The organism is Acidobacteriota bacterium (genome assembly GCA_040754075.1).
In the GTDB taxonomy this organism is placed as follows: domain Bacteria; phylum Acidobacteriota; class Blastocatellia; order UBA7656; family UBA7656; genus JBFMDH01.
The window spans coordinates 141,463-153,500 of the sequence record JBFMDH010000001.1; the positions used below are offsets into that span (position 1 = coordinate 141,463).

Annotated in this window: 7 protein-coding genes; all 7 read right to left on the minus strand. The window is 50.7% G+C overall.

Features of this window, described 5'->3' with window-relative positions:
* Positions 1 to 37: 37 nt before the first annotated feature.
* The 7 genes from AB1757_00535 to AB1757_00565 all read right to left on the minus strand — a co-directional run bounded on the left by AB1757_00535 (position 38) and on the right by AB1757_00565 (position 12,005).
* Positions 38 to 5,707 (minus strand): HYR domain-containing protein, encoded by a 5,670-nt coding sequence (locus AB1757_00535; GenBank protein MEW6125519.1) that lies wholly within the window; start codon positions 5,705 to 5,707, stop codon positions 38 to 40.
* A gap of 12 nt (positions 5,708 to 5,719) precedes the next feature.
* The gene (locus tag AB1757_00540) at positions 5,720 to 6,103 is read right to left on the minus strand and encodes a response regulator transcription factor (protein ID MEW6125520.1); all 384 of its coding nucleotides are present in this window, start codon (positions 6,101 to 6,103) and stop codon (positions 5,720 to 5,722) included.
* A 300-nt stretch (positions 6,104 to 6,403) separates the two neighbouring features.
* Positions 6,404 to 7,060, minus strand: coding sequence for a response regulator transcription factor (locus tag AB1757_00545; protein MEW6125521.1), 657 nt, complete (start codon positions 7,058 to 7,060; stop codon positions 6,404 to 6,406).
* On the minus strand, positions 7,029 to 10,058 hold the full coding sequence (locus AB1757_00550) for a two-component regulator propeller domain-containing protein (GenBank protein ID MEW6125522.1): 3,030 nt from the start codon (positions 10,056 to 10,058) through the stop codon (positions 7,029 to 7,031). Before AB1757_00550 ends, AB1757_00545 begins: the two co-directional genes overlap by 32 nt.
* Before the next feature lie 323 nt (positions 10,059 to 10,381).
* Positions 10,382 to 10,903: a hypothetical protein gene (locus tag AB1757_00555; GenBank protein ID MEW6125523.1), complete on the minus strand. Its 522-nt coding sequence runs from the start codon at positions 10,901 to 10,903 to the stop codon at positions 10,382 to 10,384.
* 129 nt (positions 10,904 to 11,032) lie between these two features.
* On the minus strand, positions 11,033 to 11,545 hold the full coding sequence (locus AB1757_00560) for a DUF2911 domain-containing protein (GenBank protein ID MEW6125524.1): 513 nt from the start codon (positions 11,543 to 11,545) through the stop codon (positions 11,033 to 11,035).
* 208 nt (positions 11,546 to 11,753) lie between these two features.
* Positions 11,754 to 12,005: a hypothetical protein gene (locus tag AB1757_00565; GenBank protein MEW6125525.1), complete on the minus strand. Its 252-nt coding sequence runs from the start codon at positions 12,003 to 12,005 to the stop codon at positions 11,754 to 11,756.
* Between the last annotated feature and the right edge of the window lie 33 nt (positions 12,006 to 12,038).

Sequence of the window (12,038 nt, forward strand, 5' to 3'; positions counted from 1 at the left end):
TTTTACTTTGAATGAATTCAGGCTCTTGATTTTCGGATTATTGGTTTTGTTGACAACGACAACTGTTATTGCGGGTGTCGCGGTCAGTGATTGAACAGGCGGTTATGCCGACCGGCATTTGCAGCGATGCGCTGCCGCGAAACATGGTCGCATCAAGTTGCGCCGCGAGGCGGCGATCTGCCGGTTGATGTGTGAGTTTGAAAAGGTTTCCCTGACGGGTGGCAGCGCCTTTGCCGCCGACGCGAGTTGTGCCGCAACAGAAGAGATAATCGCCGGTCTTTGAATTCCAAAACAACACGGCACTCACATTTGAATCATCCTGCAAACAGACATCAAATGTCGTTACGGTGAAACTGCAACTCGACTGATTGCCCGCCACGTCGGTCGCCGTGCAAGTAACCGTTGTCGTGCCCAGCGGGAAACTGGCTCCCGACGGTGGCACACAGACAATGCTTTGAATGGCGCAATTGTCACTGGCATTCGGCGCAGGATAAGTAACGGTCACCGTCGCATCACCGGGATTCACCGTGGTGCTGGTGATATTTGCCGGACAGTCAATGACCGGCAGTTGAATATCATTGACGGTTACGGTGAACGAGCAACTTTGCGAATTGCCAGACGTATCGGTTGCCGTACAGGTGACCATCGTGGCTCCAACCGCAAAGACGGATGCTGACGGTGGCACACAAACCAGACTTTGAACCGCGCAATTATCGCTTGCCGTGGGCGCAAAACTGACCGGCGCACCACAAGTGTTCAACGCATTAGGAACCGTGATATTCGCCGGGCAAGCGATTACAGGTTTTTGACTATCAACGACCGTAACATTGAATGAACAATTTGCCGTATTGCCCGCCGCATCGCTCACCGAACAAGTCACCACAGTTGTGCCTTTCGCGAAGACCGAACCTGAAGGTGGTGTGCAAGACGGTGTAACTTTCGCATCGCAGTTGTCGGTAGCCGATGCGGAGAAGGTAACAGTGGTCGAGCATTTGTTCAAATCGGCTGCCTGTGTAATGTTTGCCGGACAACTGATGGCAGGCTTTTGCGTGTCATTGACAGTCACGGTAAACGAGCAGGTTGAGTTATTGCCTGCGGCATCGCTTACCGAACAAGTAACTGTTGTCGTGCCTTTGGCAAACGTTGAGCCGGATGCCGGTGAACAACTCGGTGAAAGATTGGTGTCGCAGTTATCGGTTGCCGTAGACGTGAAGGTGACGGTTGCGCTACAGCTATTGAGTGCTGTTGGAGCCGTGATATTCGCAGGACAATTCAATGTCGGTTTCTGCGCATCGCTGACGGTGACAGTGAATGAACAATTCCCGGTGTTGCCCGCTGCATCCGTGACTGTGCAACTAACCGTAGTCGTTCCCTTGGCGAATGTGCTGCCTGAGGGCGGCGTACAGGTGGTTGCGCCGACACCCGAACAATTGTCTGTGGCAGTTGGCGCTGTGTAAGTTACGACTGCCGAACATTGATTCAAATCAGTGTTGCGTTGAATATTTGCAGGACAATTCAACACCGGCGGTTGCGTATCGTTGACCGTCACGGTGAACGAACATGGCGATGAATTGCCTGCGGTATCGGTCGCCGTACAGGTGACTGTCGTAACGCCTATGGAGAAGGTTGAGCCTGATGCCGGAGTACAACTTGGCGCGCGCGCGCCGTCACAGCTATCACTGGCGGTTGGCGTGAAGGTGACGACAGCCGTGCAACTGCCGGCGCTTGCCGGAGCTGTAATATTCGCCGGGCAGTTGATTGTCGGACCTTGATTGTCATTGACGGTTACTGTGAATTGGCACTGACTGCTATTACTGGCAGCATCGGTCGCTGTGCAAGTAACTGTGGTGATGCCTTTGGCAAACGTTGACCCTGACAGAGGCATGCAGCTTGGTGTGAGCGACCCACTGCAATTATCCGTAGCGGTTGCGGCAAACGTCGCGACTGCCGAACATTGTCCGGTTGCCGTGTTGACCACAACGGGAGAAGGACAATTAATCGCAGGCGCATCATCATCAACCACTGTCACCGTGAAAGCGCATTGACCGACATTGCCGCTCGAATCGGTTGCTGTACAGGTGACTGTGGTGATGCCTTTGGCAAACGTTGAACCCGACGACGGAACGCAGGTTGGCGTAAGCGCGCCATCACAACTATCGACAACCGATGGCGTGAAGTTGACGACGGCTGAACAGGCGTTGCTCGTGGTGCCTGCGCTGATGTTAGCGCAGGTGAAAACCGGCGCTGCATCGGTTGTCACCTGCACAGTCAGATTTGCCATGCTGCTTTGACCACCCGCGTCTGTGACGGTCATCTGCACTGTGCTAGTGCCAAGTGCGGCTGTGCAACTTGCTGCCACCGTAGCCGTCACCTGACCGTTGCCATCAATCATGACGTTGGTGAAGGTGACGCCGGTTGGTAAAGAAGAAAAGCTAACCGTCAACGAATTGGGCGCGGTAATTTCATCATCCAGGTTAGCCAGAACCGCTGAGGTTGATGTGCCGCGTTGTCGCGTGATGGTCGTAGGCATGACAATAATCGAAGGCGGGCAATTGACTCTGTACAGATAAACCGCGCCTTCCTTAAATCCTCCAAACAAATCTTTCGGTCCTGCGAAATGCGCGCCGACGGCAATGAATTGATTGCCCAGACCAACCGAAAATCCGAATTCATCTTCGGTTTGCCCATCCGAAGCGATGAGCCTTTGCACCTGTCCCCAGTTGTCCGCTCCACCTTGATTGCGCTCAAATACGTAAGCCGCGCCGCGTTTGTTATTTTCCCAACTCGAACCCACGACAACCTTATCGCCGTGTATAGCAAGCGATTGTCCAAAGAGTTGCCCGGAAGGTGTGGTGAGTTTTTGCACCTGCCCCCAATTATTCGCGCCGCCTTGGTTGCGTTCAAAAATATATGCCGCGCCATGCAGTCCGGCATCGCCGGGATCGGCAACCACAAGTGTCGAATTGTCTAATGCTACACGCTGACCGAAAGCTAACGCGCCGCTGATGGTAAGTTTTTTGATTTCGCCCCAGTTGTTGACGCCGCCTTGATTGCGCTCATACAAGTAAACGCCTCGACTGCCACCCGTCGCGGCAACTGCACAAGTATCGCCATACAGCGACACCGAAACGCCAAAAGCCGATGAAGCGGCGCTATCACTGCGCGAAAGCGTTTTTTCCAATCCCCAGTTATTCGCGCCGCCCTGATTGCGCTTATAAACAAAGGCATTGCCAAACTGCGAGTTTTCTCCCGGCGCACCAACTACTAAATTATCGCCATAAACCGAAACCGAATAGCCGAATGCGCCTGTGAGTTCGGGAGCATTCGGAGAGTTAATCTGTTTGACGCGACCCCAATTATCTCTGCCGCCCTGGTTGCGCTCGTAAATGTAAATCGTTCCATCTTGTAAAACATTAGGCGGAACATCGTATATGGGTGCGCCGACGACGATGGTGTCGCAGTAAATTGAAACCGAGAATCCGTATTCATCCTGATCCCCGATTCGCCCCAAACCTTCTCCGAGAACTTTGGTGATGCCCCAGTTTTCTGCGCCACCGGCATTGCGTTCAAAAATAAACGCGCCGCCGAAGCGAGCACGCCCATCGGCATCCACAGGCACAGCCGCAGTGATACCGCCGACGACAGCCGTATTGCCGCTGATGCTGATGGATGACCCGAGTTCGGCAGGACTTTCCAAACTGCCGGTCTTTCCGATTTTGACCTGTTGATATTGTGAACAGGGGTTGGCAAAGACATACGCCGAGCCGGTGCCATTGTCGCCTTTCGCGCCGATGATAAAACTCATTTTGTCAATCGCCACCGCGCGGCCGAAAAGATCACCGCCCGCGCCATCGGAAGCCGTGTATTTTTTTATCTCTCCCCAATTGTCTGCGCCGCCTTGATTGCGCTCGAATAGATAAGCCGCGCCCTGTTGTGAATTTTGATTCAATGCGCCAACAAGCACCATATCTTCACTGATGGATACCGAACAGCCGAAGTTATCGCCTGAGTTGCCATCGCTGGCTGTGAGTTTCTGCACCTGTTGATACCCACCAGCAATGCCGCCGTGATTGCGTTCAAAGATATAAACCGCACCCGCATTGACTTCTTTTCTGCTCGCGCCCACCACCACTCGGTCACAGTCAATGGCAATGGCGTTGCCGAATTGAGTGCCGGACAGACCATCGGAAGCCATCAGGCGAGTAACTAAACCAAAATTGTTTGCCCCACCGGTGTTCGCAGCAAAAATTACTGCTGCGCCGACATTCAACAATAAAGGGGTATCTTTGGTAGGCACGCCGATGGCGACCGTATCGCCGCTGATTGCCACCGCCGCGCCAAAACGGTCGTCATTTACGCGGGTTGTGTCGGTGAGTTTTTTCAGTTGACCCCAGTTATTCGCGCCGCCCTGATTGCGCTCAAATAGATAAGCCGCACCTTGACCGGAATCATCGCCATCTGCGCCGACGACGATTAGATGGTCGGAAATACCGACAGATTTTCCGAACTCATCGCTGGCTGCGCCATCCGAGGCGGTGAGTTTTTTCAGCTGTCCCCAGTTGTTCGCGCCGCCTTGATTGCGCTCAAATAGATAAGCCGCGCCGCGCTCCATACTGGTACTGAGGTCATGTCCGGGGGAACCAATTACAATCAAATCGCCATCAATGGCAACCGAAGTGCCGAAGTAATCGAATGAGTTTCCATCCGAAGCCAACAACAGTTGTACCTGCCCCCAGTTATCCGCGCCGCCCTGATTGCGTGTGAATACGAACGCCAGACCGGCATCCGTAAACAGCAAACCATTCGATAGCGGCGCGCCGATGACTACCGTATCTTTGCTGATAGCAACGGCAGCCCCGAATTCGGAACTGGTTTCAATGCCTGAGATTTTTTTGACCTGACTAAACAATGGGTCGATGGTGAGCGGATAGACGGCGTCCGTATCATTCACCAGCAAAGCGATGCCATCCGCCTCGCGCATCATGCGCGCTGCCAATTTTTTGCCTGTTGCATCCCACGCCAACAATTTGTCGTAGCGCAACTCGCCGCCGCAGTCGAGTTTGAGTTCAATCGCCGGTTTGTCCGTCGCCATTTGAATACTCGCGCCTTCCACCTTGAGCAGCAATTTCAATTCATCGCTTTTCTGGCGACGAATCGGCGCGCGATCAAGCGTGAAGCCCTGTTCCAAACCGGATTCGCTATTGATGTACCATTCGCTAATCGTTTGCGTGTGTTCAGACGCCATGCCGGAAACTGTTCGCTTGATTTCCAGGCGATTATCCGTAGCCGTCATCTCTCCTGCGCCAAGTTGCATCTGTCGCTCACCATAGCCGTAACTTTGCAACCGCAGGCTGAGCGGCGCGGACTCAGGCGAGTTTCGGTCTGCTGTGACAATCTCAATTCGTTCAGGCGCAAAGCGCGCGCTGAAACGCTGTGCGGGATTGTTGGCAATCAATGATTGTTTCTTTGATTGTTGCTGAGGCATTTCAAAGATGTGATATTGCGCGGCATTTACGGCTTCCATCAGAGAATCATATTCACCATTCTGTTTGAGATATTCGACAGCGGCTTTATCTGTCAAATCCGGCATCCGGTTATTTACAATTGATTTTTCTATGAAGTTGTCGGACTGACCTTTCCAGGCGATAACCGCACAAAGCGCTGCCGCAATCAACATCAGGGCAAAGATAATATTTCTGATTTTCATAAGCTGCTCTCCTTAAAATTCATCCGGGTGATTGATATGGTCATTCGCAGGGTGGAGGTTTTTTGTGAGAATTCCCTGAAGCGAAAACAGATTTTCTTTGAGCACATAATCGAATGCTCCGGCATTGTGAGCCGATAATCGCAACTTCGCATCGTCATAATTGGTGACGATCACCACTTGCGCTAGTGGGTGGGCATTGATTATCCGGCGAGTGGCTTCGATACCATTGATGCCCGGTATGCGAATATCCATTAATACCCAATCAGGGTTCAGGGTTTCGTAGTAATGAAGCGCATCCGTACCGTTTTGGCATTCAAAGATTTCGGCAAGGTCACGGAGAATGCTGCACAGCAGATGCCGCACCGCTTTATTATCTTCTACGATTAAAACTTTCATGACATTTGATTGACCCGACGAAGCCACTTGAAGCCTGTGTGAATCGTTGATGTCGGGCAGCTTTAGTATCGGAAATCCGAGGCGGGAATTGAATAGAGTGGAACACACGAATATCTGTGTGTTTACACACAAGTCGGGAGCTAGGAATCAGGATTCAGAATACAGGATACAGGATTCAGGATTCAGGGGAGAAGAAACGATGAAGGCGGAAGTAGGAACGATGAACAAGGTGAAATTCTTTTTGTTCATCGTTCATCGTTCCTACTTCATACTTTCCTTTCCCTGAATCCTAGCTCCTGTTCAAGCCAGTTCTTCCTGATGTTCGACGGCAAATTTCAACAGCGCGTGGCTGCCTTGGAGTCCCAGTTTATTGGATATGTTGGTGCGGTGGTTATCGACGGTGCGGTAGTGTATGTGTAACTCTGCGGCAATCTCTTTACTGGTTTTATAATTGGCAATCAGTTTGAGGATGCGTTTTTCGGTAGGCGTTAAATTATTGAGTCCGGGCGTTTGTTTGGCGAGCAATCCGATGCGATCCAGGCGTTGCAACAGATAACCCGAAAGTTGCGAACTGATAAACGGCACGCCGCGCACCACGGTTTGCAAGGCGCTCACGATTTCATCCAGCACACCATCTTTTAATACATAGCCTTTGGCACCCAAATCCATCGCTTTGTTGAAATAGTTTTTATCTTTATGCATGGTCAAAAAAATAATCGCCACCTTCAGATTGCGTTTTTGAACTTCCTGCGCAACATCAAAGCCTGTGAGTTCGGGCATATTGACATCCAGAATTGCCACTTGCGGTTGATGCTGAATAATCAGGGCGAGCGCCTCTTTGCCGCTGGCGGCTTCGCCGATGATTTGATAGGGGGTGTCCGCTTCAATCACCTGTCGCAGACCTTTGCGAATCAATGCGTGGTCATCAGCTATTAAGATGGTTGGGGTGTTGTTCATGATTTATATTCGGTATTTCCAGAATAATCGTAATCGTCGTGCCTGCGCCGGGAACCGCTTGAATCGCCTCTTTGCCGCCGAGCAACCGCACACGTTCAGCGATACCGTGCAATCCGAATCCCCGATTTTTATCATTTAAAATTTGATTGAGGTCGAACCCTTTCCCGTTATCGCGTATCTCGACGAGCAACTGCTGTGAATCTCTGCGAATGAAAAATTCTGCGGCGGTTGCCTGCGAATGTTTGACGATGTTATTGGCGCACTCTTGAATCACCCGATAAAGGTTGATTTCCGATTCGCTCGAAAATAGCCCGTCAATCGGGTCAATTTCAATCAGCAAACGAATGCCGGAGGCTTCGGCTATGCGTTCGAGCATTGAACTCAAGGCTTCCGTCAAACCCATTTCATCCAGATGATAAGGGCGCAGGTTGTAAGCGATTTCGCGTACCTCTTCAATCGAATGCGAAACCGTCGTGGCAACTTCTTCGAGCGGCTCACGGGCGCGACTGTCGGGTTCGAGAAATCGTTTTGCCATAGTCACCCAGTTTTTGATCACCAGCAGATTTTGCCCCAGACTATCGTGCAATTCTGCGGCAATGCGTTTGCGCTCCTGCTCCTGCGAAGCAATCAACTGTCGCGAAAACTCTTCCTGCGCGACTTTAGCGCGGGTTAATTGCCGGACGCGAATTTGGTAAGCCAGAGTGCCAAGCCCCAGAAACGCCAAAGCGATTAATCCGATAAACCACCAGGTGCGATAAAACGGCGGCAGCACCACGATGCGCAGACTTTTGCCCTGCGTATTCCAAACGCCTTCGCCGTTATCTGCGATGACTTTGAAGGTATATTCGCCGGGCGGCAGGTGCGGATAGTAAGCCGTGCGGCGATTCCCGACTTCTACCCATTCACTGTTCAAGCCCATCAACATATATTTGAAGCGAATCTGTTGCGGACGGCTCCAACTGAGTCCGCTATATTGAATTTCGAGGTTCTCCTGACCGGGACGAATTTCAATGGTTTGACGGTTATTTAAAATTGCGCCATCCAGACTGACCTGTTCGATTGCCAGAAGCGGTGGCGCGGTGTTGCGGCTTTGCGGGTCGATTTTTACAAGCCCTCTGGTAGTGGGAAACCACAAATTGCCATCGCGGGTTTTCCAGCCCGCGGGGCTTGCGCTGTTGCATTCGCGACTGAGCATCCCGTCGGTGATGCCGTACACGAACGAAGTGACCGAACCAATACGACCATCGGCAAACTCATTCAATTCTTTCAAACTGACGCGATAGATTCCTTTGTTGCAACTCACCCAGAGATTTGCCGAATCGTCATCGGTATCGGGCAATATTTGAAAGGCGACATTGTCATATAAACCGTCTTTGGCGGTAACGTTGGAAAATTTCCCATCTCGAAAGCGACTCAATCCGCCATCGACCATGCCAATCCATAAATTGTTTTGCGGGTCTTCAAAAAATGAAACGACGAAATTATTTGCCAGTCCATCACGAGTGGTGAAGGAATCAAATTTTCCATCCTTCAATCTGCACAAGCCGCCGTGTTGCGTGCCAATCCATAAATTACCGGCGCGGTCTTCATACAACGTTCTGACAAAATTATCGGGCAAGCCGTTTGCCGTTGAATAATGGGTGAAGCGCCCATCGCGAAATAGATTCAGCCCATAGCCGTGCGTGCCTGCCCATAGATTGCCTGCGTGGTCTTCGAGAACTGCGGAAACATGGTCACTTGACAGCCCATCTTTGGTTGTCCAGTTGGTGAAGCGACTGTTGTCAAATCTGGTTAATCCACCGCCGTTTGTGCCAATCCACAAATTGCCGAAATGGTCTTCGCAAATTGACCGGACGTGTTTGGCGGGGAATCCGTCGCGGGTGGTGAAGGTGGTAAATTTCCCATCGTTGAAGCGGCTCAAACTCGAAGTGGTTCCAACCCAGAGGTCACCGGCTTTGCTTTGATAAATCGCCGAGATGAAATCGGGATTCAAGCCGTCCTGCGCGGTAAAGACCTGAAAGCGTCCGGTTTTCAATTGACAGAGTCCGCCATCGGTTCCAACCCAGAAATCGCCTTCGACATCTTCAAAAATTGCGACCACGCGGTCGCCCGGCAAACCTTCGCGGGTTGTATAACGCGAAAGCGTTTCATCTTTGAAGCGAAACAACCCGCTGCCAATGGTGCCAATCCACAATGCGCCTTCGCGGTCTGCATACAGCGTATAAATGTTTGTGTGTCTGAGCGCGTCAGCTTTGGCAGGTTGAATGAAACGGGTTTCCTGCCAGCGGCAAAGCCCCGTGTTGGTGCCGACCCACAGTTGATTTTTTTTATCGAAGCAAAGCGTATTGACGCCATTATCCGGCAATCCTTCACGCTTGGTGTACACCGTGAATTTACCCGCATTGAATCGCGCCAATCCATTTGCTGTACCAATCCAGAGATTGCCGTCTTTATCCTGCGCCATTATCGAAACCGCATCATCCGGCAGCCCATCGCGTTTTGCATAAGTTGTAAAGCGGTTATCTTTGAACCGGCACACGCCGCCAAGGGTCGCTACCCAGATGCCGCCTTCCGGGTCTTCCAATAATGTTTTGGTCGTATTATTCGGCAGCCCGTCCTCTAGGGTGTACTGCGTGAATTGCCCGTTGCTGTAACGCACAAGACCGCCGCCATCGCACCCAAGCCAGAGATTGCCGTCGCGGTCTTCGAGCAACGCGGTGATGTAGCTTCCTTTGATGGCGCTGGTGTTGCCGTTATCAAAAATCGTGAAATGCGCGCCATCAAAACGCGCAGCCCCTGCCAGGGTTCCCAACCATAAATAACCATCGCGGGTTCGGGTGATTGCCTGTACGGTGTTTTGCGGCAAGCCGTGTTGTTCGAGCCAGACAAACTGCTGATATTTACCGAAGACTTTATGGTGATTGAGCGTCTGCGCAGGCGCGGCACATGCCAATAGCCCAAGCCATACGCAGGCAATTAACCCTCTCTTAAAATCCATTCAACACCTCTTCATTAAAAAAGGGTGAAGGACGAAGGGCAGGTTGAAGGTCACAAGTTAAGCAGGTGTGCGATGCGCAACATCGGCATTGTCGGAGCGCAAAGATTTGCAATATGAAAGCGCCATAAAAAGCGGAAAGCGCACGACGAGTGATTAGCCAACCCGAAAACGCTTGCCGGTCTTGTCGATTCATAAGGAAAATGATGAAGGAATGCCCTTATTTTATCGCTCATTTCATTCAGCTTGTGCAAGGTGGAAAATTGATTCTCTGAGGCGGTTATCTTTTCAGGCTTTCGCGACTGATGAAAAATATCGACTGATGATTAGCGGTTGGTTTTTCGCCTGGCAATAGTTTCCAGCCATTTTGCAACTTTGATGAATGCTTCCGGTCGCGGCTTGGCTTCGGGAAAACTTTGATAAGTGACTTCGTGTTGCACTTCGCCGAGTTTGACTCGGATGGTTTCCGGGTAAAACCGCTGTCCCTGCGGTGCGCCGCCGTAAGTTTTTTCAAGCAGCAGAAATTCCGATTGATTGATGAGATTTGTGAGTGCGGTGAGGTCTTTTTTGGTCAGTTTGGTTTCTTTGGTGACCAAATCTTTTTCCGTCCAGCAGGGACGTTGCTCAATCCAGTTTTGGCATTTTTTATCGGCGTCTTTGAAAGTCGTTACTTTGAGTTTTAACCCGTCAATTTCGATCAACCGGTAAACGGTTTCTGCCGAATAGAAATAACGCGCCTGAACATCGGTGTGTTGCTTTTGGATGGGCTTGGTTGCAGCAAGGATGAATGAGGAAAACAGAGCAAAAGTTATTATCGTGAAGAAAACCAAACGCGCTTTATTCATCATGGCTCCTTTCAAACTCACCAATGAAGATGTTCGAGCAATTGCCATTGGTTGCCGTGAATCATTGGTTATGAAAAAAGGCTACCACGAGGGATAGCCTTCACAGCGTTCAAGAACAGCTTTATTAAAAAATTATTTCACTCCGATGTCGCCGCTTAACACCATCGTTCCCCATTGAATACTGACGTTCGCTTTACCTTTGTTATCCGCAAGCGCGATGGTAAAGAGTTCAACCGAACTTCCACCGGCTGATTGTTTCAACGGCAATTCAGCAACATAGCCCTCTTTTTGCACCGGTAGTCCCCAGATGCCGGTCTTGGGATGAAAGCAGAGATGCCACTCGCTGTCGCTTACTTTTTTAGCCCACAATGAATATTTGCCGGGCGCAACTTTGGTTCCCGCAACCTCGAGTTCGGCGGTGGTTTCAATTTGTGTCGCCTGATTTTTGCCGAGTCGCCAGACGGTTCCGACCGGTGCCAGCGATAACAGGTCGCGTCCTTTGAGTTCCGGGCGACCGTAATCGATGGAAATGGTTTTGCCTTTGATAGCGACTTCGGCTTTGCCACGGTCATTGCCGCCTTGCGCGCAAGCGGCAATCGCCAAACACAATATCGCAATCAATGAAAAGATTTTGTTCAATCGCATGCTTTTTGATTCCTCCGAAAATTTGAGTTGTAGTCCGTTAGGTAAAATACTATCCGCGTGAGTTTATTCCCACAAGCAATTGACAAATTTTTACAAAAGGTTCGGCTTTTAATCTATATCGCGAGGCTCTGTCAGAAGTTTGATGCCGTTCAAAATCTGTTCTATACGTTTTGGCGAAAGGTTGCCGATATATTCATCCAAAAGCGATTTATCCAGCGTCAGAATTTGAGAAACGATGGCTTCGCATTTGGCGAAGTTGTAATGGTTCCGATTCATCGGCATCGCCTTCATACGCGGCATTGATTTTTTCGAGCAGTTTTCGGTTTTGATAGCGTTGGATGAATTCTTCCAGAGCCATCAGCAACAAACGGCTGCGCGATACTTTCATCTCCCGCGCCGTCGCTTCCACTTGTTCCAATAGCGATTTTTTTAGCGACAAATCCGCTTTGATGGTTGCCATAATTTAAATCCTCTCAGCGTAACTATACACCAC